This window comes from Nocardiopsis suaedae (assembly GCF_027706745.1).
In the GTDB taxonomy this organism is placed as follows: domain Bacteria; phylum Actinomycetota; class Actinomycetes; order Streptosporangiales; family Streptosporangiaceae; genus Nocardiopsis_A; species Nocardiopsis_A suaedae.
Window position 1 is genome coordinate 1 of sequence record NZ_JAQFWP010000089.1, and the last position, 22,480, is coordinate 22,480.

The following is a 22,480-nucleotide window of genomic DNA, read 5'->3' on the forward strand; positions in this document are numbered from 1 at the left end:
CGCTGGGCGCGCGATCCGGGCGGGGGCCCGCTGGTGTGCTTCTCGCTTGCCATACTCCCAACGTTAGAACAGGGGTACGACAGAACGGGGGCGGATCTGACCCCTGTGGGAAAACCACGAAACCCCACCTCAGAGCCGCCAAGATCACCCCCGGGCAGGAGCAGGATCCGCCATCCAGGGCGGGCAGGCCGGAGTATTCATATCCGGTATGCCCGGTATGTGCCACCCGTGCAGTCCCTCCTACCGCCTGCGCCCCGGCGGCCCGCCGCCCGGCCTGGGCCCGTCAGCGGGGTACCGGCCGAGCCGCCGCCCACCCGCACCGCAAGGAGCCCACCGCCCGGCAAGCAGGCCCGGGGAACCACCCCGTCCGCACCGTCGCCGCCGACCCCGGTGACCACGCACACACCCGGCAGCCGACAGCGCACCAGGCAGTGCCGCCGCCCTTTGTCGTCGCCGCCCACCACCACGACCACGCACACACCGCGCAGCCGACAACGCCGCAGGAAGGCCCGCCGACCTTCCTCGTCGCTTTCGGTCCCTCGGCCCGAGGCTGCCTGGCACGCGGCGGCGGACACTGGACACCGCGTCCGCCCCTCCTGTCCCATGGACCTCGTCCCGCGCGCAGGGACCGCCGCCCGGGCGGGTCCTGGGCCGAGGCGGGTCCTGGGCCGAGGCGGGTCCCCGGCTCAGGGGGCGTCTTCGGTGAAGGTGGCCGTCGGGAACGTCAACCGCATCAGGGTTCCGCCGTCCTCCGGGTGGTCGGCCGTGGCCTTCGCGCCGGAGGCCTCCGCCACCTGGGCGACGATCGCCAGGCCCAGGCCCGAACCCGGCAGGGCCCTCGCCGACGGGGCCCGGTAGAACCGGTCGAACACATACGGCAGGTCCTCCTCCGGGATGCCCGGCCCGTGGTCGCGGACGGTCAGTTCGGCGCCGCCGGTGTCGGTGCGCCGGAGGCGCACCTCGACCGGCTCCCCCTCCGGGGCGAACTTCGCCGCGTTGTCCAGCAGGTTCCCCACCGCGCGGGTGATGCGGTCGGGCACCGCCTCCACCAGGACCGGCTCCAGCCCGGTGCTGAACCGGGCCCGCGGCCGGTCGCGCCGCTGGGCCCACACGCAGTGCCGCACCACCTCGTCCAGCCGCACCGGCTCCGGCGCGCGGTCCCCGCGCTCCCCCCGGGCCAGCTCGATCAGGTCGTTCACCAGGCCCGTCATCTCCGCCGACTGCGCCCGCAAGGTGCGCACCACCTGGTCGCGGCGGTCCGGTGGCAGATCGCGGGCCAGCAGGTCGATGTTGGTGCGCAGCCCGGTCAGCGGCGTCCGCAGCTCATGCGAGGCGTCCGCGACCAGCCTGCGCTGCGCCGCCGCCGAGGCCTCCAGCTCGGCGAGCATCGCGTTGAAGCTGCCCGCCAGCCGGGCCAGCTCGTCGCCGCCCTCCAGGTCGATGCGGTGCCGCGGGTCGCGGGTGGCGGCGATCGTCTCCGCCGTGCGGGTCAGCCGCTCCACCGGGCGCAGCCCCGTGCGCGCCACCGCGTACCCGAGCACCGCCGCCAGCGCGACGCCGGCCGCGCCCGCGGCCGCCAGCCGCACCCCCGTCTCCCGGACCGAATCGCGCACCCCGTCGGCGCGCACCGACACCTGGACCGCGCGCCCGTCCCCGAGCGGCGCCACGTACCCGCGGACGGGGATGTCCCCGATCCCCGACGCGGTGAAGAACGGCCCCGACTCCCCGCGCGCCACGGCGAACGCGCGCCGCGGCACCCACGGGGTGTCGTCGGCCTGCGGCGGGTCGACCGTGCCGTCGGGGCCGATGAGCTGCACACAGCTCGGGGCGGTCAGGTAGACGCACTCCCCCGACCCCAGCCACTCGGCCTCGCCGACCTGGCGCTCCACCCGGACCGCCTCCCGCTTCAGGCTCAGGTCGAGCGACTCCATGAGCTGGTGGCGGACGATCACGAAGGCGACCGCGGTCCCCGCGACGACCGCCGCCGCCACCGCGGCGGCGGTCACCGCGGCCAGCCGCACCCGCAGCGGCCAGCGGCGCCACCGGCGCCAGACGCCCCGTTCAGCCACCCGACCGGTCCTCCAGCACGTACCCCGCGCCCCGCACCGTGTGCACCAGCCGGGGCTCGCCCCCCGCCTCCAGCTTCCGGCGCAGGTAGCCGATGTAGACGTCGAGCGAGTTCGACCCGGGCCCGAAGTCGTACCCCCACACCCGGTCGGCGATCACCGGGCGCGGCACCACCCGCCCGGCGTTCCGCAGCAGCACCTCCAGCAGGGCGAACTCGGTGCGGGTGAGCTCGATCGGCCGGTCCCCGCGCCACACCCGGCCGCCGCCCGGCTCGGCCGTCAGGGCGCCGTAGGACAGGGCCTGCCCGGCGTCGGGGTAGGCCCGGCGCAGCAGCGCCCGCAGCCGGGCCAGCAGCTCGTCCAGGTCGAAGGGTTTGACCAGGTAGTCGTCGGCGCCCGCGTCCAGCCCCTCGACCCGGTCGCTGACCGCGTCGCGGGCGGTGAGCACCAGCACCGGGGTGCGGTCGCCGCGCTCGCGCAGCCGCGTGCACATGGTGATGCCGTCCATGAACGGCATGAGCAGGTCCAGCACGATCGCGTCCGGCGGCCACGCCCGCACCGCCTCCAGCCCGGTGGCGCCGTCGGTGGCGCGCCGCACCTCGTAGCCCTCGATCTCCAGCGCGCCGGCGACGGCGTCGCGCACGGCGGGCTCGTCCTCGACCACCAGCACCCGCGCCCCGCCGGGGCCTGCTCCTCGCTCCACCCCAACGAAGCTACTCGGCCGCGACCTGCCGGGACACGCACCGCGGGGTTTTCTCAGAGATCTCTTAAGGGCGGCCGCCGCCCCCTCCGGCGGCGGCCCGCCCCCGCGTTCTCATGTTCCTCTTAACCACGGGGGTGATACTGCCTCCCGGACCGTGTTCCCGGTGCGGGGTGTCCGCGGGGGTGGCCCCCGCGCCGGGGGCCGGTCAGGCTTCGTCGGGGACCCTGCGCTGCGTGACCGTCAGGATGTGCCCGCCGTCCACGGTTCCGCCCTTCCCCTCGGTCACAGCACCGTCGAGCGCCACGTGCCCTCGTCGGCGGCGAGGAGGCGCTCGCGGACCGCGCGCGGGGGCGGGGGCGCCGTGTCCCCGGAGGACTTCAGGCAGGCCGCCGCCATCAGGTGGCCGAGGCGCAGCCGGTCCCGCACCGGTAGCCCCCTGAGCAGCCCGGACAGGAAACCGGCCGCGAAGGCGTCCCCCGCCCCCACCGGTTCGACGATCCCGGTCTTCAGTGCGGGCACGCGCACCGTCCCCTCCTCGGAGAAGCACACCGCGTCCGCCTCGGCGTCCTTGACCACCAGCAGCGGCACCCCGGGCAGCAGCGCGCGCACCTCCTCGGCGCCGCGGGCGCCCCAGAGGCGGGCCGCCTCGTCCGCACCGACGAACACCGCGTCGGCGCGCGCGGCCAGCCGGAGCAGGTGCGGCGCCGCGCGTTCCGCGCTCCACAGCCCGGGCCGGTGATTGACGTCGAACGAGACCAGGGGCCCACCGGTCGGCCGGTCCGGGGACAGCAGCCGGTCCGCCAGGGCCGCGCACCCCGGTGACAGGGCCGGGGTGATGCCGGAGACGTGCACCAGGTGGGCCCCGTCCGGCAGGCGGGTGTGCGGCCCCATGGCCGCCGCGGCCGACCCGGTCCTGTAGTAGTGCACCCGGCTCCCGGCCGGGTCGGGGTCCTTGAGGTACACCCCGGTGGGCCGGTCCGGGTCGACCTCGGCGCCGGAGGTGTCCACGCCCCGCGCCCGCAGCTCGGCGGCGACCACACGGCCGAAGGGGTCGTCGCCCAGCCGCCCGACCCAGGCGGCGCGGTGGCCGAGCGCGGCCAGGCCGGTGGCGGTGTTGGCCTCGGCGCCGCCCGCGCCGACCGCGAGGTCTCCCCCGCGGTCGGCGGGCGCGCCGTCCGCCGGGGCCAGCACGGCCATGGTCTCTCCGACGCACACGGCCTCGGGACCGCCCGTCCGCCCCACCCGCGCCCCTTCCCTTCGCCCGGCATGACCTGCGCACGCGTGCCTCTGCGATGCGGAAGGCCCACCCTAGCGGCGGGGCGGAGCCGCTTTCCACGGCTCGGGGCGAGGGCGCCGCGCTGCACAACGCGGGAGGGCGGATCCTACCGTCAGCCGACTCTGCGGATTCCGGCGATGTGGTCGTCGTAGTGGTCGGCCAGCCGCACGACCTGGACCTTCTTGCCGGAGCTGGGCGCGTGCACCATGCGCCCGTCGCCCAGGTGGATGCCCACGTGCGAGGGGCCGGAGTAGAAGAAGACCAGGTCCCCGCGGGCCGCGTTCGCGCGGGACACCGGCGCGCCTTGGCGGTACTGGTCGTAGGTGGTGCGGGGCAGGGAGCGCCCCGCCTTTCCGTAGGCCCATTTCACGAGCCCGGAGCAGTCGAAGGAGCCGGGGCCGTCACCGCCGTACCGGTACGGCTTGCCGACCTGGTCGAGCGCGTGCTCGACGGCGTTTCGGGCGACCGTGGAGGCGGGCGCCGGGGGAGCCGCCACCGCTTCGGTGGCGCCGATGGCGAGCAGCGCGGATAAGAGGACGGCCGCCCGGGCGAACGGCCCCGGCCGACGTGAGCCGGTACTTCGATGTGTGATTTTCTCGTAACTGAGAGTAGTTGAATTGGCCATGGGTTCCCCCCTGTCGTCGCACCCTCCCCGGGCGCGTCCGGTTCCCGACCCGCCCCCCCAGGGGGCACGGGCCGCACGGTTCCCCACGGAAGCACACCGCCCCCGCATTACGGAGCACGCCTAATGCCCTGGCGTGTCGTCCTAAAGTCCTGGCCACGATCGCGCAATGCGCGTCCACCCCCGGCGGCGGCCCCGGCAAAGCGGAGCCCGTCCGCCTCCCACGGAGACCCCGGGCCTTGACCTCGAGTGCGCTTGAGGTTCCAGAGTGGGTGCCGTGGACGAGAAGCAGCGGCAGGAGATCCGCGACCTGATCACCGAGCACACCCGCCTGTGGGTCGCGCACGACATGGACGCCTGGGGCGCCTACTTCACGGAGGACGCGGACTTCATCACCCATCGCGGCCTGTGGTGGCGCACCCGCGGGGAGAACGTCGACGGGCACAAGGACGTCCCCGCCTCCGTCATCGCACAGAAGGCCGCCTACACGCAGGAGGTCGTGAGCATCCAGCCGCTCGCCCCGGACACCGCCCTCGTCCACACCGTGTGGACGTGGCCCGGCCACCGCCTGCCCGGCGGCCGTCCGCCCGAGGACCGGGGCGGCCTCATCACCCTCGTCCTGGTCCGCCGCGGCGGCTCATGGCTGATCCGCGCCGCGCACAACACGCGCGCGAACGGGACGGACGACTTCGCGCCGCAGGGGTGAAGGGCCGACCCGGCCTCCGCGGGGCGGCCCTATCCCCGGCCTCGCCCGCTCCCTGAGTGCGCCTGCCCGGGCGCCGATTCGGCGAGGCAGGCGGAGATGACCGACGCGAGGCGGTCCACCAGCCGGTCCGGGTCCAGCTCCTGCAGCGCCGCCGCGCCCTCGATCCGCCGCACCAGGCCGACCCCCAGGATCACCGAGGCCGCCAGCGCCGCCCGCGCCCGCGCCTCCGGCCCGCCGATCACCTCCGCCAGCGGGCCGATCATCGCGTTCTTCAGCCGCTCCTCGTGCACCGATTTCAGGTCCGGGTCGCCGGCCGAGTGCTCCAGCGCCCGCGCCAGCGGGGTCCCCCCGGCCAGGGTGCGGTGCACGAGGTGCTCGGCGAGGCGCCGCGGCAGCCCCTCCCGGCCGCCCTCCACGATGCCGGGGAAGGCCGCCTCCTCGGCGATCACCTCGGCCAGCAGGCCCCGCTTGGCGCCGAAGTACCGGTTGATCAGCGCGACGTTCACCCCGGCGTGCGCGGCGATGCGGCGCGAGGAGACCTGCGCGTACCCCTCGCTGGTGAACAGCTCGCGCGCGCTGTCCAGGATGCGCTGGCGCGTGGCCTCCCGGTCGCGCGCCCGCCCGGCGCACCCGCCGTCCTCCGGACGCTCCATCGGTGCCTGCTCCCCGTCGTGCCTCGGGTCCGTCGGTCTCATCGTCGCACGTCGCCCCGGCGCCCCCGGACGCCCGGCTTGACAAGTCAACAGTGTTTACTTATACCGGAGGGGAGAATCGGCCCTCCCCTCACCCCACGACCGGACCGCCGCACGGCGGTCCCTCCGGCGTGCCCGCGCACGCCGCGCGCGGGGGGGTGGGCCCCGGCACGTCCGGACGCGCCCGCGCGGGCGGCGCCCGGGCGGCGCACGACGACGAGCGTCGAGGGGGAGGAACGCGTGGCGGAGCAGGCGATCACCGGCCGGTCGGACCAGGGGGGCCCGGACCCGGCCGCGGCGGGGGACGGCGCCGACGGGCCGGGGCCGCCGACCCCCCGCTACACCCGGCGCCAGGTGGCCGAGATCCTCGCGGGCCTGATGCTCGCGATGCTGACCTCCATGCTCACCACCTCGATCGTGGGCACCGCGCTGCCCACGATCGTCGGGGAGCTGGGCGGCCAGGACAAGCTCTCCTGGGTGGCCAGTGCCACCCTGCTCACCATGACCGCCTCCACCCCGCTGTGGGGCAAGCTCTCCGACCTCTGGGGCCGCAAGCTGCTGTTCCAGACGGCGCTGGTGGTCTTCATCGGCTCCTCGGTCGCCGCCGGGTTCGCCCAGGACATGACCTGGCTCATCGGCGCCCGCTTCGTGCAGGGCATCGGCGCGGGCGGCCTGGCCACCCTGCCGCAGGTCATCCTCGGCGACGTGGTCGAGCCCCGGGAGCGCGGCCGCTACGCCGGGTTCCTCGGCGCCGTCTTCGGCGTCTCCACCGTCGCCGGTCCCCTGCTCGGCGGGTTCCTGGTGGACAGCCCGCTCGGCTGGCGCTGGTGCTTCTTCATCACCGTCCCGGTCGCCGCGGCCGCCTTCATCACCATCCAGCGGCTGCTGCGGCTGCCCAAGCGCCCGCACGGCGGCGCCCCCGTCGACTGGAAGGGCGCCTCGTGCATCGTCGGCGCCGCCGGGCTGGCCATGCTGGTGCTGAGCCTGGGCGGCAAGGAGTTCGACTGGAACTCCGCCCCCGCCTACCTGATGGCGGCCGGGGCGCTGGTCCTCGCCGGGCTCGCCGTGGTCGCCGAGCGCCGCGCCGCCGACCCGATCCTGCCGCCGCGCCTGTTCGCCGACCGCACGTTCCTGTTCTCGGCCGCCGCCTCGATGTGCGTGGGCATGGCGCTGTTCGGGGTGATGATCTACTTCCCGCAGTACCTGCAGATCGTCAAGGGGATGAGCCCCACCGCATCGGGCCTGATGACGCTGCCGATGGTGCTGGGCCTGCTCACCGCCTCGGTCTCGTCCGGATTCCTGGTCAGCCGCACCGGGCGGTGGAAGCGGTACCCGGTCGCCGGGATGGTGCTCATCCTGGCGGGCTTCGGCGTGCTCTCGACCCTGGAGCCCGGCTCACCGCTGGTCCTGGTCGGCGCCGGCGTCGCGCTGATCGGCCTGGGCCTGGGCCTGTCCATGCAGATCCTCATCCTGGCCGTGCAGAACGCGCTCCCCCGCTCCGACATGGCCGCGGCGACCTCGGCGGTGTCGTTCTTCCGCAACCTGGGCGGCGCGTTCGGGGTGGCGGTCTTCGGCGCCGTGATGACCGAGCGGCTCCACTCCGAGCTGGAGGCCATGGCCCGGTCCGCCGCGGAGGCCGCGGCCGAGGCGGAGGCGCAGGGGGCCCCCGCGCCCGAGATGCCGCACCTGTCGGAGAAGGCGCTGGGGTCGCCGGACGCCATCCACGCGCTGCCCGCCGCCGTGCAGGACGGGGTCATCGAGGCCTTCAACACCGCCATGCACCAGGTGTTCGTCCTGGGCATGCCGATCGCGGCCGTCGGGTTCGCCCTGGTGCTGTTCCTGCGGCAGGTCCCGCTGCGCTCCGGGACCCGGTAGCCCCGGCCCCGGGCCGCTCCGGCCCCGGCGGAGGGGCGGCTACAGGTAGCGGCGGAAGCCCTGGGCCGAGTCGTCGAAGCCGAGAGCGCGGTAGAAGCCCTGCGCCTCCTGGCGCCCCTCGTGGGAGAGCAGCTCCACCTTGTAGCAGCCCGCGCGCGAGGCGCGGTCCAGGGCGTCCTCCATCAGGGCGCGGCCCACCCCCGAGCGCCGGCACGCCGGGTCGACCACGACGTTGTCGACGATCGCCCACGGCTGGGCGTCGTGGGTCAGGCCCGCGACGACCATCAGGTCGAGCGTGCCGATGATCTGCCCGCGGCGCTCGGCCACCAGCACCGAGCGGTCGGGGTCGCCCTCCATCCGGGTCCACGCGCGCACGGCGGCCGAGGACATGCGGACGGTGCCGCCCTGCGCAGGCCGCCCGTCGCCGAGTTCGCGCAGGAGCCGCAGGATGGCGCCCAGGTCCGACCGAATGGCCGTGCGGATCATCATGGCTCAGGCATGGTAGCCGACCGGGGGCGACACATCCGACGTCCCCCCGCATACCGGGACGAACGAGGCCGGGGCCGGGGCGTACGCCCCGGCCCCGGACCGACATGTACCAACCCGGGCGGCGCGCCCTAAGGCTTGATGATGCGGACCCCCTCGCCCTGCTCGGCGTCCTGCTGCGGCTTCTGCGGCGCCGCGGCCGGGCGCTGGTGCACGGCGGTGGCGCCGGGGTCCTCCTGGCCGGTCCCGCCCTGCGGCTGCTGCTGGGGCTGCTGGGTCTGCTGCCCCTGGTGGTTCTGCTGGGCCTGCTGGTGCTGCCGCCCCTGCTGCGGACCGGTGCCCGGCTGCGCCTGCTGGGCGGGCTGCTGGGCCGCGGCCTCCGGCGGAGCGGGCACGTTGTAGCGCGCCCCCTGCGGGGACGCCTGCGGCGCCGCCGGACGCTGCTGCCCCTGGGCGCCCTGCCGGTTCTGCGGCTGCTGCTGCGCCTGGGGACGGGCGGCCTGCTGCACGGTCGCGGGATCGATCTTGACGGTGGCCTCGTCGGGGGCCTGCTGCTCCTGTCGGCCCTGCTGGCCCTGCTGGCCCTGCTGCGACCCGCCGCCCTGCTGCTGGCGCTGGGGACCGGTCTGCGGCGCGGCCGCGGGCTTGGCGGCCTGCTCCTCCGGCTCGGCCGACTGCTCCGGCTTCGCCTCGGGCTTGGCGGACTGCGGCGCGGCCTTGCCCGACTGCGCCGACTGCGCCGACTGCGCCGTCTGTCCGGACTGCCCGGACGGGGCGGACGGGGCGGACGGCGCCGCCTGCCCCCCGGCCTTCGCGGGCTCGGCCTTGGCCGCCGAGCCCTGGTCGGAGGAGCCGCCCTGGGCCTGCTGCCCGTCCTCGGCCTCCTCCTCCGGGGCGTCCGGCTCCAGCGGGCCCGCCGTCTTCTCGGCCTGCAGCAGCTCGGCGAGGGTCTGGTGCATGTCGCCGAGGCGGCGCACCGCCTCGCCGTGGGTGGCGGTCAGGGTGGCCAGGCGGCGGTCGGCGGTGTCGTTGATCCGCTTGGCCCGGGCCTCGGCGTCGCCGACCTTGCGCTCGGCGTCCTTCTCGGCCTGGGAGCGGATCTGCTCGGCCTCCTGCTTGGCGGTGGAGACCAGGTCGTTGGCCTCGGACCGGGCGCTGGAGAGCACGCGCTCGGCGTGCTCGTCGGCGTCCTTGCGGGCCTTGGCCGCGTCCTCCTCGGCCGCGGAGCGGATGCCGGAGACCTCCTCGTCGATCTGCGCCCGCTTCTCCTTGGCCTCCTCCTCCGCTATGCGCAGGATGGTGGCCATGCGTTCGCTGATCTGCTCGTGCTCGGGCTTGACCGCGGCCCTCTCCTTGGCCTCGGCCAGCTCGCGGCGGAGCTGCTCCAGCTCGTCGTGGGCCCGGGCCAGCCGCTCCTGCAGATCCCGGATGTGGTTGTGGTTGCGCACCACGAAGTCGTCGACCTGGCGCTTGTCGTAGCCCTTGCGGGCGCTCGGGAACGCCTCCTCGCGCAGGAGGTTCGACACGATGTCTGAGTTCTGCTCGTTCATGTCCTAATCAACCGGGTTGGCGGCATGTCGGGGAAGGGGTGACCCGCCCCCTGTGCCCATCTTGCCCATAACGCCCCGATCACGCATCAGCGACATTCAAATCTCGCACAACGGAGCGTCACCGCAAGACGGGGGCAGGGTGCGGGTCGTATGCGAAGCGTGGCCTTGCGAACACCAAGAGGCGACCACGGTAGCCGCCGGTACCAGCGCGTCTCAATAGCCGGGTCCGACAGGTCTCCGTGCTCACCGCCCGCCGCGTTACTAAGGTATTCGCGATCGGCGCCGCGCGGGGCCGGAGCCGGCGATCGGCCGGCGGCGCGGGGCCTGGGAGGGAGATCGCGATGGTGGAGCCGACCCGTCCGCTGGTGGGGGAGGCGCCGTTCGGCGCCCCAGCGGTGCACGAGGAGGCGTGGATCGCGCCCGGCGCCGTGGTCGTGGGGCGGGTGCGCATCGGCGCGCACAGCAGCATCTGGTACGGCACGGTGGTGCGGGCCGACACCGAGGACATCGTCATCGGCGAGCGCTGCAATGTGCAGGACCAGTGCGGCCTGCACTCCGACCCCGGCGAGCCCGCCGTGCTGGAGGACCGGGCCAGCCTCGGGCACCAGGCGATGGTGCACGGCGCGGTGGTCGAGGAGGGCGCGCTGATCGGCATCGGCGCGCGCGTGCTCGGCGGCGCCCGAGTGGGCGCGGGGGCCCTGGTGGCCGCGGGCGCCCTGGTCCCGCCGGGCAAGACCGTGCCCCCGGGAACGCTCTGGGCGGGGGTGCCCGGCAAGGTCGTCCGCGAGCTCACCGAGGAGGACCGCGCGGTGTTCGCCGAGACGCCGGAGAAGTACGCGCGCTATGCCGGGATGCACCGCGAGGTGGTCTGGCGCTGACCGCGCGGCCGGGACCCGCCCTGCGCAAGGGCCCATCGCCCCTCGTGACTAGGGCGCGAATGGTCCTTCCGGGTCATGCGGCGCGAGGCTACCCGGACGTAGCCTGTGGGACACCGCTGGGCCCCCGGGAGGTGCGCGCATGGAACCCCACGTCGACGCGCGCCTGCAGGACGGGGAGGCCCTGGAGGAGATCGAGCTCTACGCCGACGTGCTCATCGCCGCCGCCGGGGCCGACCACCCGCTGACCACCGACGAGCTCGACCGCGTGCTGGGCGTGCGCCCGCACGTCCGGCGCCGCCGGAACGAGCGCGGGGGCGGCGCCCCCGGGCCGTCCCGCCCGATCGCGCCGCCCCCGTTGGAGCGCCCCTGAGCCCCGCGGCTCACCCGCCCGGGGTCAGGCGTTCTCCTTCTCCGGCTCGGCCTGCCCGCCGGAGCCGCCCTCCTCGCCCTTGATCGAGCGCAGCAGGAGCTGGGAGACGTCGACGACCTCCAGGCTCTCCTTGGCCTCGCCCGTGGACTTCTTCTCGTTGATCGCGTCCCCGAGCATCACCTGGCAGAAGGGGCACGCGGTGGAGACGGTGTCCGGGTTCGTGGTCAGCGCCTCGTCCACCCGCTCGGTGTTGATGCGCTTGCCGAGCTTCTCCTCCATCCACATGCGCGCGCCGCCCGCGCCGCAGCAGAAGCCGCGCTCCTTGTGGCGGTGCATCTCCTGGGTCTTGATGCCCGGCACCTGCGCCATGATGTCGCGCGGCGGGGTGTAGACCTTGTTGTGCCGCCCCAGGAAGCAGGGGTCGTGGTAGGTGATGTTCTCCTCGATCGGCGCGACCGGGGTCAGGCGCCCGTCATCGACCAGCTTGGCGAGCAGCTGGCTGTGGTGCACCACCTCGTACTCGCCGCCGAGCTGCGGGTACTCGTTGCCCAGGGTGTTGAAGCAGTGCGGGCAGCTCGCCACGATCTTCGTGGCGCCGATCTCGTTGAGCGTCTCCACGTTCTGCTGGGCCAGCATCTGGAAGACGTACTCCATGCCCAGGCGGCGGGCCGGGTCGCCGGTGCAGGCCTCCATGCCGCCGAGCACGGCGAACTTCACGCCGGCGGTGTGCAGCAGCTCGGCGATGGCCTTGGTGGTCTTCTTGGCGCGGTCCTCCAGGGCGCCGGCGCAGCCGACCCAGAACAGGTACTCGGTCCCCTCGGGCAGGGCGTCCTCGACGACCGGCACCTCGAAGTCGACCTCGGAGATCCAGTCGAGGCGCTTGTCCTCGGCCATGCCCCACGGGTTGCCCTTGTTCTCCAGGTTCTTGAGCAGGCTGTTGGCCTCGGAGGGGAAGCTCGACTCGATCATCACCTGGTAGCGGCGCATGTCGAGGATGTGGTCGATGTGCTCGATGTCGACCGGGCACTGCTCGACGCAGGCGCCGCAGTTGGTGCAGGACCACAGGACGTCGGGGTCGATGACCCCGCCCTCCTCCTCGGTGCCGACCAGCGGCCGCTCCAGCAGGGCGAGCACGTCGGTCCCGGCGTGCGCCGCGTCCTCCTTGGCCTTCTCCTCCAGCACCTCGGGGGTCAGGCCCTGCATGAGGTAGGGGGCCTTGGCGTAGGCGTGCTCCCGCAGGTCCATGACCAGCTTCTTGGGCGAGAGCGGCTTGCCGGTGTTCCAGGCGGGGCACTGCGACTGGCACCGCCCGCACTCGGTGCAGGTGGTGAAGTCGAGCAGGCCCTTCCAGGTGAAGTCCTCGACCTTGCCGACGCCGAACGGGTCCTCGTCGGGGTCGGCCTCCTCGAAGTCGAGGGGCTTCTCGCCGGTCTTGTCCATCATCGGCTTGGCCGCGCCGAGCGCGGACGAGCCGTCGGTGTTGCGCTTGAAGTAGATGTTGACCGGGGCGGTGAACCGGTGCCAGCCCACGCCCATGGTCAGCACCAGCGCCAGCACCATGAAGAAGACCCAGGAGATGATCAGCTTGAACGCGGCGACCAGGGCCAGGCCGGGCTCGCTGGGCGGCAGGACCGCGCCCACGGCGTGCGAGACCGGGGTGGCCCACACCGGGAACGGGAAGTCGTCCATGGCGACCTTGAAGCCGCGGATCACGAAGATGCTGACCAGCAGCGCGAAGATGTAGGCCTCGACGTAGTAGGCCTGCCAGCTGCGGGAGTTGGCGAAGCGCGAGGCGCGGCCCAGGCGCCCGGGGTTCCTCACCTGGCGGTAGATCGCCAGGCCGACGATGGCCACCAGGCTGAACGCGGCGATGACCTCGATGGCCAGGCCGTAGACCGTCCAGTCGTGGATGAGCGGCAGGTGGAAGTGCGGGTCCCACACCTCGCCGTGGGCCTCGGCCACGGTGAACACCAGCAGCGGGAACGAGACCATGACGAACCAGTGCGCCACGCCGATCCAGCGCCACTTGAGCATGCGCGTGTGCCCGAGGGACTCGATGAGCGTGGTCGTCAGTCGCTTCCCGATGGGCCCCTTGCGGTCCTTCTCGATCGGCCGGCCGACGCCCACGGTCCGCACCATTTGGCGGATGCCAAAGGCGAACATGGCGACCCCGACCACGGCGAAGAGGGTCGTCACGACCCCCAGAACGATGTAGAGCATCGCCCGCGGCCTCCCAATCCTGCTGTCGTGGTGCACTTCCCGGCGCGCCACACACCGGGCCCCAACAGATGTTACTAGCGAGTAATGGCGTCGGAGGCACCGACCCGCCCCTGATCCCCCCGCACCCGGCCGGGGGAGGGCGGCCCCTCCCCCGGTGCACCAATGATCCAGCAAAACATCCCGGCACCGGGAACAACCGCACCGACCCCCGCGTTATACCGGTCGGCGTCGAACTTGAGTCGGGCTGACTCAAGTGATTTGACAGTCGACGACGGACGAAGCAAACTTTCGCCCGTAAGACTCAACTTTGACGGAGGACGTACTCATGGCACGTGCGGTCGGTATCGACCTGGGAACGACCAACTCGGTCGTCTCGGTCCTGGAGGGCGGCGAGCCCACGGTGATCGCGAACGCCGAGGGCGCGCGGACCACCCCGTCCGTCGTCGCCTTCGCCAAGAACGGCGAGGTGCTCGTCGGCGAGGTCGCCAAGCGCCAGGCGGTCACCAACGTCGACCGGACCATCCGCTCGGTCAAGCGCCACATCGGCACCGACTGGTCCACCGAGGTCGACGAGAAGACCTTCAACCCGCAGCAGATCAGCGCCTTCGTGCTGCAGAAGCTCAAGCGGGACGCCGAGTCCTACCTCGGTGAGGAGGTCACCGACGCGGTCATCACCGTCCCGGCCTACTTCAGCGACTCCCAGCGCCAGGCCACCAAGGAGGCGGGGACGATCGCGGGCCTGAACGTCCTGCGCATCATCAACGAGCCCACCTCCGCGGCGCTGGCCTACCACCTGGAGAAGGAGGACGAGGCCACCATCCTCGTCTACGACCTGGGCGGCGGCACCTTCGACGTGTCCCTGCTGGAGGTCGGCGACGGCGTGGTCGAGGTCAAGGCCACCAACGGCGACAACCACCTGGGCGGCGACGACTGGGACCAGGCGGTCGTGGACTGGCTCGTCGAGCGGTTCAAGAACGCCAACGGCGTCGACCTGTCCAAGGACAAGATGGCGCTGCAGCGCCTGCGCGAGGCCGCCGAGAAGGCCAAGATCGAGCTCTCCAGCTCCAGCGAGTCGGCGATCAACCTGCCCTACATCACCGCCTCGGCGGAGGGCCCGCTGCACCTGGACGAGAAGCTCACCCGCGCCGAGTTCCAGCGCCTGACCGGTGACCTGCTCGAGCGCACCAAGGCCCCGTTCCACCAGGTCATCAAGGACGCCGGGGTCGGCGTCGACAAGATCGACCACGTGGTCATGGTCGGCGGCTCGACCCGCATGCCCGCGGTCGTGGAGCTGGTCAAGGAGCTGACCGGCGGCAAGGAGCCGAACAAGGGCGTCAACCCCGACGAGGTCGTCGCGGTCGGCGCGGCCCTGCAGGCCGGCGTGCTCAAGGGCGAGGTCAAGGACGTCCTGCTGCTGGACGTCACCCCGCTGTCGCTGGGCATCGAGACCAAGGGCGGGGTGTTCACCAAGCTCATCGAGAAGAACACCACCATCCCGACCAAGCGCTCGGAGATCTTCACCACGGCCGACGACAACCAGCCGTCCGTGCAGATCCAGGTCTACCAGGGTGAGCGCGAGATCGCGCAGTACAACAAGAAGCTGGGCGTCTTCGACCTGTCCGGCCTTCCCCCGGCGCCGCGCGGCGTGCCGCAGATCGAGGTCACCTTCGACATCGACGCCAACGGCATCGTCAACGTGACCGCCAAGGACCTGGGCACCGGCAAGGAGCAGTCGGTGACGATCTCCGGCGGCTCGGCGATGTCCAAGGACGACATCGACAAGATGGTCCGCGAGGCCGAGCAGTACGCCGAGGAGGACCGCAAGCGCCGCGAGGAGGCCGAGGTCCGCAACAACGCCGAGTCCCTCGTCTACCAGACCGAGAAGGTCATCAAGGACAACGAGGAGCAGATCCCGGCCGAGGTCAAGTCCGAGACCGAGGCCGCGCTCGGCGAGCTGAAGTCGGCCCTGGAGGGCACCGACACCGAGGCCATCCGCTCGGCGAGCGAGAAGGTCGCCCTGGCCAGCCAGAAGATCGGCTCGGCCATCTACGGCCAGCAGCAGGCGGGCGCCGAGGGCGCGGACGCCTCCGCGGCCGGCGGCGCCCAGCAGCAGGAGGAGGCCGACGTCGTCGACGCCGAGATCGTCGACGAGGACAACGGCAAGCGCGACGGCCAGGCCTGAGCGGCGGTCGGACTCTTCTAGCTAGGAGGTGCGGCCAATGGCGCTGCCTGACCAGGAGAACGGCGCGGCCGAGGAGGGGCCGGTGATCCGCGACAAGCGGCGCGTCGACCCCGACACCGGTGAGCTGCGCACCCCCGAGGGGGCCGCCCCCGAGCCGGGGGCCGAGGCCGCCGAGGAGGCGGCCGCCGCGGCCCCCGCCGGGGACGACCAGCGGGTCCTCGAGCTCACCAACGACCTGAAGCGGTTGCAGGCCGAGTACGCCAACTACCGCAAGCGGGTCGACCGGGACCGGGCCGCCGTCAAGGAGCAGGCCGTGGCCCAGGTGGCCGGGGAGCTGCTGCCGATCCTCGACGACATCGGCCGTGCGCGTGAGCACGACGAGCTGACCGGCGGCTTCAAGTCGGTCGGCGAGGCGCTGGAGTCGGTGGTGGTCCGCCTGGGGCTGGCCAAGTACGGAGAGGCGGGCGACCCGTTCGACCCCACCGTGCACGAGGCCCTGACGATGGTCCCCCAGCCGGGGGTCGAGGCGCCCACCGTGATCGAGGTGTTCCAGCCGGGGTACCTCATCGGTGAGCGGGTGCTGCGCCCGGCCCGGGTGGTCGTGGCCGGCCCCGCCGAGGAGCCCGAAGGGGACGGGGAGGACTCCGCCCAGGAGGACGCCCCGGCCGCGGAGGCCGCCCCGGAGACCGGGGACGACGAAGAGAAGAAGTAGGACGCGACCGCGCCCCGGGCACCGCCAGGTGCCCGGGGCGCGGACCACCGACGGCGCGGAGCGGGGAGAAGGCACACGTCCATGAGCACCAAGGACTACCTGGAAAAGGACTACTACAAGGTCCTAGGAGTCTCGAAGACGGCCACTCAGGACGAGATCAAGCAGGCCTACCGCAAGCTCGCGCGCGCCAACCACCCCGACGCCAACAAGGGCGACGACGAGGCCGAGGAACGCTTCAAGGAGATCTCCGAGGCCTACAGCGTGCTGTCGGACGAGAAACGGCGCAAGGAGTACGACGACGCCCGCTCCCTGTTCGGCGGCTCCTACCGGCCGGGCGGCGGCACCGGGCCCGGCGGCTTCGACCTGGGCGACCTCTTCGGAGGCGGCCCCGGGTCGGGCGGCGCGGGCGGCGGCGACCGGCTCAGCGACCTGTTCGGCGGCCTGTTCGGGGGGCGCGGGCGCACCACCACGACGCCGCGGCGCGGCGCCGACGTGGAGACCGAGACCACGCTGAGCTTCACCGAGGCGGCCGAGGGGGTCACCCGCTCGTTCACGCTGACCTCGGACGCGGCGTGCACCACCTGCAAGGGCACCGGCGCCCGGGCGGGGACCTCGCCGCGGATGTGCCCCAAGTGCAGCGGCACCGGGCACGAGAGCAAGAACCTGGGGGGGTTCTCGCTCTCCGAGCCCTGCAGCGAGTGCAAGGGCCGGGGCCTGGTCACCGACGACCCGTGCCCCACCTGCCACGGCAGCGGCCGCGGCAAGAGCAGCAGGACCGTTCAGGCGCGCATCCCCGCCGGCGTCTCCGACGGCCAGCGGATCCGGATCGCGGGCAAGGGAGCGCCGGGAGAGCACTCAGGCCCGGCCGGAGACCTCTACGTGGTGGTACGCGTGCACAAGCACCCCCTGTTCGGCAAGTCCGGTGAGAACCTGACCGTCACGGTCCCGGTGACCTTCCCCGAGGCGGTGCTCGGCGCCGATGTGCGCGTGCCCACCCTGGGCGGGGTGCCGGTGACGGTGAAGATCCCGCCGGGCACGCCCAGCGGGCGCACGCTGCGGGTGCGCGGCAAGGGCTCGCGCCGCCGCGACGGGACCCTCGGCGACCTGCTCGTCACGGTCGAGGTGCAGGTGCCGCAGACCATCAGCGCCGACGCGCGCGAGGCGCTGGAGAAGTACCGCGCCGCTACCTCCGACCACGACCCGCGGAGCGGTCTGGAGGCCCAGGCCAAGGGAGCGTGAGCATGATGAACCACGGTGGGCTCGGCGACGACGCCCCGGTCTACGTCATCTCGGTCGCCGCAGAGCTGTCCGGGCTGCACCCGCAGACGCTGCGCCAGTACGACCGGCTCGGCCTGGTGTCGCCGGGCCGCGCCTCCGGGCGCGGGCGCCGGTACTCGGCGCGGGACGTGCAGATGCTCCGCGAGGTCCAGCGGCTCTCCCAGGAGGAGGGCGTCAACCTCGCCGGGATCAAGCGCATCCTGGAGCTGAAGCGGGAGGTCGCCGAGCTCCGCGAGACCGTCTTCCACCTGCACAACGAGCTGGAGGCGGCGCGCTCGGCGGTCGCCCGCCGGGGGGCGGCCGCGCAGGGGCCGCCGCCGGGCCCGGGCGGGGAGCTGATGCCGGTGCGGCGCACCCGGGTGACGGTGTTCGGGGCCGCGGTCCAGCCCGACCGGCGGGACGAGCACCGCGAGGAGCCCCGGGACGACCTCCGGAACGACCGCCGGGACGACCCCCGCCGCGACTGACGGCGGAGCCGCACACCGCCGACGCGGCGGAGACGGGTGCCCGGGGGCCGCGGCCCGGCGCTCGGCGCCGGGCCGCGGCGGAGCACGGCCGATTTGCACAACCTCATAGGGATTCGCACGAAGGGGGCGGCGACACCATGAACTACAAACTCACCACCAAGAGCCAGGAAGCGCTCTCCACGGCCATCCGCCGTGCCACCGCCGACGGCGCGCCGCAGGTCGAGCCGGTGCACCTGCTCGCCGCCCTGCTGGAGCAGGGCGAGGGCGTCATCCGGCCGCTGCTCAAAGAGGTCGGCGCCGACCCCGACCAGCTCGCCGGGCGCACCGACCAGGCGCTGGAGGCGATCCCCAAGGCCAGCGGCAGCACGGTCAGCGCGCCGCAGAGCTCGCGCCGGCTCATCGTCTCGCTGAACACGGCGGCCCAGCGGGCGCAGAAGATGGAGGACGAGTACGTCTCCACCGAGCACCTGCTGGTGGGGCTGGCCGCCGACGGCGGGGAGGCCTCCCGGCTGCTCACCGACGCCGGGGCCACGCCGGACGCGCTGCTGGAGGCCTTCGACCGGGTGCGCGGACCGGGCCGGGTGACCAGCCAGAACCCCGAGGAGACCTACCAGGCGCTGGAGAAGTACGGGGTCGACCTGACCGGCCGGGCCCGCTCGGGCGCGCTGGACCCGGTGATCGGCCGGGACACCGAGATCCGCCGGGTGGTGCAGGTGCTGTCCCGGCGCACCAAGAACAACCCGGTGCTCATCGGCGAGCCCGGCGTGGGCAAGACCGCCGTGGTCGAGGGGCTGGCGCAGCGCATCGTCGCCGGGGACGTGCCCGAGTCGCTCCGCGACAAGCGGCTGATCTCGCTCGACCTGTCGGCGATGGTGGCCGGCGCCAAGTACCGCGGGGAGTTCGAGGAGCGCCTCAAGGCCGTGCTCAACGAGATCAAGGAGAGCGACGGCCAGATCATCACGTTCATCGACGAGCTGCACACCATGGTGGGCGCGGGCGCCGCCGAGGGCGCGATGGACGCGGGCAACATGCTCAAGCCCATGCTCGCCCGGGGTGAGCTGCGCATGGTCGGCGCGACCACGCTGGACGAGTACCGGGAGCGGATCGAGAAGGACCCGGCGCTGGAGCGCCGCTTCCAGCAGGTGCTGGTGGGCGAGCCGTCGGCGGCGGACACCATCGCCATCCTGCGCGGGCTCAAGGGGCGCTACGAGGCCCACCACAAGGTGCAGATCGCCGACTCGGCGCTGGTGGCGGCGGCGACGCTGTCGGACCGCTACATCACCGCCCGGTTCCTGCCGGACAAGGCCATCGACCTGATCGACGAGGCGGCCTCCCGGCTGCGCATGGAGATCGACTCCCGTCCGGTGGAGATCGATGAGCTGCAGCGCACCGTGGACCGGCTCAAGATGGAGGAGATGGCGCTGGCCAAGGAGTCGGACCCGGCCTCGGTGCAGCGGCTGGAGCGGCTGCGCGCGGACCTGGCCGACCGGCAGGAGGAGCTGAACGGGCTCAACGCCCGCTGGGAGCAGGAGAAGGCGGGGCTGAACCGGGTCGGCGACCTGAAGACGCACCTGGACGACCTGCGCACCCAGGCCGAGCGGGCGCAGCGCGAGGGGTCCTTCGCCGAGGCCTCGCGGCTGATGTACGGCGAGATCCCGCAGGTGGAGAAGCAGCTGGAGGAGGCCACCTCCGCCGAGGAAGAGGAGGCCGGGGCGGCCGAGGAGCCCGGGCACGCCGACACGATGGTCAAGGAAGAGGTCGGCGCGGACGACGTCGCCGACGTGGTCTCGTCGTGGACCGGCATCCCGGTGGGGCGGCTGATGGAGGGCGAGACCTCCAAGCTGCTGCGCATGGAGGAGGAGCTGGGGCAGCGGCTGATCGGGCAGAAGGCGGCCGTGGCGGCGGTGTCCGACGCGGTGCGCCGGGCGCGGGCGGGCATCTCCGACCCGGACCGGCCCACCGGCTCGTTCCTGTTCCTCGGGCCGACGGGCGTGGGCAAGACCGAGCTGGCCAAGGCGCTGGCGGAGTTCCTCTTCGACGATGAGCGCGCGATCGTGCGCATCGACATGAGCGAGTACTCCGAGAAGCACTCGGTGTCGCGCCTGGTGGGGGCGCCCCCCGGCTACGTCGGGTACGAGGAGGGCGGACAGCTCACCGAGGCGGTGCGGCGGCGGCCGTACACGGTGGTGCTGCTGGACGAGGTGGAGAAGGCGCACCTGGAGGTCTTCGACACGCTGCTGCAGGTCCTGGACGACGGGCGGCTGACCGACGGCCAGGGGCGGCTGGTGGACTTCCGCAATACGCTGCTCATCCTCACCTCCAACCTGGGCTCGCAGTTCCTGGTGGACCCGCAGCTGGAGAACGGGGCGAAGAAGGACAAGGTGCTGCAGGTCGTGCAGAACACCTTCAAGCCCGAGTTCCTGAACCGGCTGGACGACGTGATCATGTTCGACGCGCTGTCCACCGAGGAGCTGACCCGGATCGTGGACCTGCAGGTGGAGCGGCTCGGGCGGCGCCTGGCCGACCGGCGGCTGAACCTGGAGGTCACCCCGGCGGCCCGCGAGTGGCTGGCGCTGACCGGCTACGACCCGGCCTACGGGGCGCGGCCGCTGCGCCGGCTGGTGCAGGCCGCGATCGGTGACCCGCTGGCGCGGGAGCTGCTGTCGGGCGAGCTGCGCGAGGGCGACACGGTCGCGGTCGACCTGGACGTGGCCTCCGACCGCCTGACCGTGGTGAAGGCCCCCGAGCCCGCGGCGGCCTGACGCACCCGGGAGCACACGGCCCCCGGCGACGACGCCGCCGGGGGTCTTCGCATGCCCGCCCGGGAGGGGCGCGGCCTTCGGCGCCCGGGGGCGTCCCCCCCTTGACGCCCCCGGGGGCCGCACCCATGATGGTGAGTGAGTACTTACCAACCTTGCTCGCCCCCCGAAGGAGCCCTCCATGGCCGCCGCCGCACGCACCCGGTTCACCTCCGCCGACCGCCTGCGCATCGCGCGCGCCGAGCGGCGCCGCATCCGCGCCACACTGGACGGCCTCACGCCCGACCAGTGGTCCGCGCCTTCGCTGTGCGAGGGTTGGACAGTGCGGGACGTCGCCGCGCACGTCGCGTCGAACGCGCGCACGGGGATGGCGCGCTTCCTGCTGTCGATGGCCGCCCACCGGTTCGACCACGACGCCTACAACCGGGCGTCGGCCCGGGCCTGGAGCGGCCGGGGCGACCGGGCGATCACCGACGCCCTGGACACCGACCGCGCGATGCTCGCCTTCCGGGTGGCGCCCGCGCTGCTCCTGGTCGACCACGTCGTCCACCACCAGGACATCCGCCGCCCCCTGGGGCTGGGAGCGGAGTTCCCCGAGGAGCACCTGGCGGCCGCGTTGGAGGCGGTGCTCACTTCGGGCGCCTTCGCCGAGGACGCGAAGCGGGCCGAGGGCCGCCGCGTGGTGGCCAGCGACATCGGTTGGTCCGGCGGGGAGGGCCCAGAGGAGATGCGGGGCACCGCCGAAGAGCTGCTGCTGGCGCTGACCGGCCGGGAGGCGGCCGACGCTCGGTAGCCTGTCAGCGCTCGACGGGAGGAGGCAGGGGCGATGGCCGAGGCGGGCGGGCGCGCGGACGGCGCGCGGACGCGGCGGCGGATCCTCGCGGCGGCCGGTGAGGTGATGGCGGAGGCCGGGCTGGCGCACGCCACCACCAAGCGGGTCGCCGCGGCGGCGGGCTGCTCGGAGGCGGCGCTCTACAAGCATTTCTCCGACAAGGACGAACTGTTCATCGCGGCCCTTCACGAACTGTTCCCGTCGTTCCTGCGGACCGCCCAGGACCTGCCGGGCCGGGCCGGGACGGGGACGGTGCACGGCAACCTGCGGGGGTTCGCGACCGAGGCGGTGCCGTTCTTCCGGGAGGGGGCGCCGATCTTCGCGTCCCTGTTCGCCGCACCGAAGCTGCTGGAACGCCAGCGCGAGGCCTTGGCCAGGGTGAACGCGGGCCCACTGGCGGTGAACGCGTCGGCGGAGGAGTACCTGCACCGCGAACGCGAGGCGGGCCGGATCCGAGCGGAGTGCAGGCCGGAAGCGGTGGCCGCCCTGGTGGTGGGCGCCTGCTTCCAGCGGGGTTTCCTGGAGGCGTATCTGGGCCCCGCCACCGAGTGGCCCGACCTGGCCGAGTGGGCGGAGGAGACGGTCGGCGCGGCCCTCGCAGGGGCTGGCGCGGAGTAGGGGGTACCCCGCTCACGGACCCCGGCCGGACGGCGGGCCACCGGAGTGCAAGGTGGACTGCGGCGACGACGGAGGTCAGCGGCCCTTGCGGCAGCGCTGTCGGCCGCCGGGCGTGTGCGTGGTCGGGGTGGTGGGCGGCGACGGCGGAAGCGGGGCGGTTCCCCGGGCCTGCCTGCCGGGCGGCGGGT

Annotated in this window: 19 protein-coding genes; 11 read left to right on the forward strand and 8 right to left on the reverse strand. The window is 73.4% G+C overall.

Annotated features, from left to right (window positions below; all coding sequences use genetic code 11):
• Positions 1–686 precede the first annotated feature (686 nt).
• The 4 genes from O4U47_RS28695 to O4U47_RS28710 all read right to left on the reverse strand — a co-directional run bounded on the left by O4U47_RS28695 (position 687) and on the right by O4U47_RS28710 (position 4,541).
• Positions 687–2,069 carry a HAMP domain-containing sensor histidine kinase gene (locus tag O4U47_RS28695; protein ID WP_270681113.1) on the reverse strand — a complete coding sequence of 461 codons (1,383 nt, stop codon included), beginning with the start codon at positions 2,067–2,069 and terminating at the stop codon, positions 687–689.
• Complete coding sequence (locus O4U47_RS28700) at positions 2,062–2,736, reverse strand: response regulator transcription factor (RefSeq protein ID WP_270681131.1); 675 nt, start codon at positions 2,734–2,736, stop codon at positions 2,062–2,064. The genes O4U47_RS28695 and O4U47_RS28700 overlap by 8 nt, the downstream gene beginning before the upstream one ends.
• Before the next feature lie 315 nt (positions 2,737–3,051).
• Entirely contained in the window at positions 3,052–4,011 is a 960-nt protein-coding gene (locus O4U47_RS28705) for a sugar kinase (protein ID WP_270681114.1), read from the reverse strand.
• Positions 4,012–4,157: 146 nt separating this feature from the next.
• Positions 4,158–4,541, reverse strand: a complete 384-nt coding sequence (locus O4U47_RS28710) for a C40 family peptidase (protein WP_270681115.1) — start codon at positions 4,539–4,541, stop codon at positions 4,158–4,160.
• A gap of 403 nt (positions 4,542–4,944) precedes the next feature.
• Between O4U47_RS28710 and O4U47_RS28715 the strand changes: the two genes are divergently transcribed.
• Complete coding sequence (locus O4U47_RS28715; RefSeq protein WP_270681116.1) at positions 4,945–5,373, forward strand: SgcJ/EcaC family oxidoreductase; 429 nt, start codon at positions 4,945–4,947, stop codon at positions 5,371–5,373.
• Between the two features lie 29 nt (positions 5,374–5,402).
• Here O4U47_RS28715 and O4U47_RS28720 read toward each other — a convergent pair whose 3' ends face one another.
• The gene (locus O4U47_RS28720) at positions 5,403–6,026 is read right to left on the reverse strand and encodes a TetR/AcrR family transcriptional regulator (RefSeq protein ID WP_270681117.1); all 624 of its coding nucleotides are present in this window, start codon (positions 6,024–6,026) and stop codon (positions 5,403–5,405) included.
• 279 nt (positions 6,027–6,305) lie between these two features.
• On the opposite strand from O4U47_RS28720, the gene O4U47_RS28725 reads away from it, so the two are divergent.
• A complete protein-coding gene (locus O4U47_RS28725) occupies positions 6,306–7,940 on the forward strand; it encodes an MDR family MFS transporter (protein ID WP_270681118.1) in 1,635 nt (544 codons plus the stop codon).
• Between the two features lie 39 nt (positions 7,941–7,979).
• Here O4U47_RS28725 and O4U47_RS28730 read toward each other — a convergent pair whose 3' ends face one another.
• A complete protein-coding gene (locus O4U47_RS28730; RefSeq protein ID WP_270681119.1) occupies positions 7,980–8,429 on the reverse strand; it encodes a GNAT family N-acetyltransferase in 450 nt (149 codons plus the stop codon).
• 128 nt (positions 8,430–8,557) lie between these two features.
• On the reverse strand, positions 8,558–9,976 hold the full coding sequence (locus O4U47_RS28735) for a DivIVA domain-containing protein (protein WP_270681120.1): 1,419 nt from the start codon (positions 9,974–9,976) through the stop codon (positions 8,558–8,560).
• Between the two features lie 341 nt (positions 9,977–10,317).
• On the opposite strand from O4U47_RS28735, the gene O4U47_RS28740 reads away from it, so the two are divergent.
• Entirely contained in the window at positions 10,318–10,854 is a 537-nt protein-coding gene (locus tag O4U47_RS28740) for a gamma carbonic anhydrase family protein (protein ID WP_270681121.1), read from the forward strand.
• A 139-nt stretch (positions 10,855–10,993) separates the two neighbouring features.
• Positions 10,994–11,224, forward strand: coding sequence for a hypothetical protein (locus tag O4U47_RS28745; protein WP_270681122.1), 231 nt, complete (start codon positions 10,994–10,996; stop codon positions 11,222–11,224).
• A gap of 24 nt (positions 11,225–11,248) precedes the next feature.
• Here O4U47_RS28745 and O4U47_RS28750 read toward each other — a convergent pair whose 3' ends face one another.
• Complete coding sequence (locus tag O4U47_RS28750; RefSeq protein WP_270681123.1) at positions 11,249–13,444, reverse strand: heterodisulfide reductase-related iron-sulfur binding cluster; 2,196 nt, start codon at positions 13,442–13,444, stop codon at positions 11,249–11,251.
• A gap of 325 nt (positions 13,445–13,769) precedes the next feature.
• Between O4U47_RS28750 and dnaK the strand changes: the two genes are divergently transcribed.
• The 7 genes from dnaK (at position 13,770) to O4U47_RS28785 (ending at position 22,292) form a co-directional block, all read left to right on the forward strand.
• Positions 13,770–15,626 (forward strand): molecular chaperone DnaK, encoded by a 1,857-nt coding sequence (gene dnaK / locus O4U47_RS28755; protein WP_270681124.1) that lies wholly within the window; start codon positions 13,770–13,772, stop codon positions 15,624–15,626.
• Positions 15,627–15,663: 37 nt separating this feature from the next.
• The gene (grpE, locus tag O4U47_RS28760; RefSeq protein ID WP_270681125.1) at positions 15,664–16,338 is read left to right on the forward strand and encodes a nucleotide exchange factor GrpE; all 675 of its coding nucleotides are present in this window, start codon (positions 15,664–15,666) and stop codon (positions 16,336–16,338) included.
• An 81-nt stretch (positions 16,339–16,419) separates the two neighbouring features.
• The gene (gene dnaJ / locus O4U47_RS28765) at positions 16,420–17,577 is read left to right on the forward strand and encodes a molecular chaperone DnaJ (RefSeq protein WP_270681126.1); all 1,158 of its coding nucleotides are present in this window, start codon (positions 16,420–16,422) and stop codon (positions 17,575–17,577) included.
• A gap of 5 nt (positions 17,578–17,582) precedes the next feature.
• Positions 17,583–18,083, forward strand: a complete 501-nt coding sequence (locus O4U47_RS28770) for a heat shock protein transcriptional repressor HspR (RefSeq protein WP_408639044.1) — start codon at positions 17,583–17,585, stop codon at positions 18,081–18,083.
• Positions 18,084–18,220: 137 nt separating this feature from the next.
• Complete coding sequence (gene clpB, locus O4U47_RS28775; protein WP_270681128.1) at positions 18,221–20,845, forward strand: ATP-dependent chaperone ClpB; 2,625 nt, start codon at positions 18,221–18,223, stop codon at positions 20,843–20,845.
• A 178-nt stretch (positions 20,846–21,023) separates the two neighbouring features.
• On the forward strand, positions 21,024–21,635 hold the full coding sequence (locus O4U47_RS28780; RefSeq protein WP_270681129.1) for a maleylpyruvate isomerase family mycothiol-dependent enzyme: 612 nt from the start codon (positions 21,024–21,026) through the stop codon (positions 21,633–21,635).
• Between the two features lie 33 nt (positions 21,636–21,668).
• Entirely contained in the window at positions 21,669–22,292 is a 624-nt protein-coding gene (locus O4U47_RS28785; protein ID WP_270681130.1) for a TetR/AcrR family transcriptional regulator, read from the forward strand.
• Positions 22,293–22,480 lie beyond the last annotated feature (188 nt).

Bases quoted from the DNA above. Each gene is read 5' to 3' on its own strand.
- O4U47_RS28720 (WP_270681117.1), bottom strand. From the start codon at position 6,026: ATGGAGCGTCCGGAGGACGGCGGGTGCGCCGGGCGGGCGCGCGACCGG.
- O4U47_RS28730 (WP_270681119.1), bottom strand. From the start codon at position 8,429: ATGATGATCCGCACGGCCATTCGGTCGGACCTGGGCGCCATCCTGCGG.
- O4U47_RS28735 (WP_270681120.1), bottom strand. From the start codon at position 9,976: ATGAACGAGCAGAACTCAGACATCGTGTCGAACCTCCTGCGCGAGGAG.
- O4U47_RS28740 (WP_270681121.1), top strand. From the start codon at position 10,318: ATGGTGGAGCCGACCCGTCCGCTGGTGGGGGAGGCGCCGTTCGGCGCC.
- O4U47_RS28745 (WP_270681122.1), top strand. From the start codon at position 10,994: ATGGAACCCCACGTCGACGCGCGCCTGCAGGACGGGGAGGCCCTGGAG.
- O4U47_RS28750 (WP_270681123.1), bottom strand. From the start codon at position 13,444: ATGCTCTACATCGTTCTGGGGGTCGTGACGACCCTCTTCGCCGTGGTC.
- dnaK (WP_270681124.1), top strand. From the start codon at position 13,770: ATGGCACGTGCGGTCGGTATCGACCTGGGAACGACCAACTCGGTCGTC.
- grpE (WP_270681125.1), top strand. From the start codon at position 15,664: ATGGCGCTGCCTGACCAGGAGAACGGCGCGGCCGAGGAGGGGCCGGTG.
- dnaJ (WP_270681126.1), top strand. From the start codon at position 16,420: ATGAGCACCAAGGACTACCTGGAAAAGGACTACTACAAGGTCCTAGGA.
- O4U47_RS28770 (WP_408639044.1), top strand. From the start codon at position 17,583: ATGAACCACGGTGGGCTCGGCGACGACGCCCCGGTCTACGTCATCTCG.
- clpB (WP_270681128.1), top strand. From the start codon at position 18,221: ATGAACTACAAACTCACCACCAAGAGCCAGGAAGCGCTCTCCACGGCC.
- O4U47_RS28780 (WP_270681129.1), top strand. From the start codon at position 21,024: ATGGCCGCCGCCGCACGCACCCGGTTCACCTCCGCCGACCGCCTGCGC.
- O4U47_RS28785 (WP_270681130.1), top strand. From the start codon at position 21,669: ATGGCCGAGGCGGGCGGGCGCGCGGACGGCGCGCGGACGCGGCGGCGG.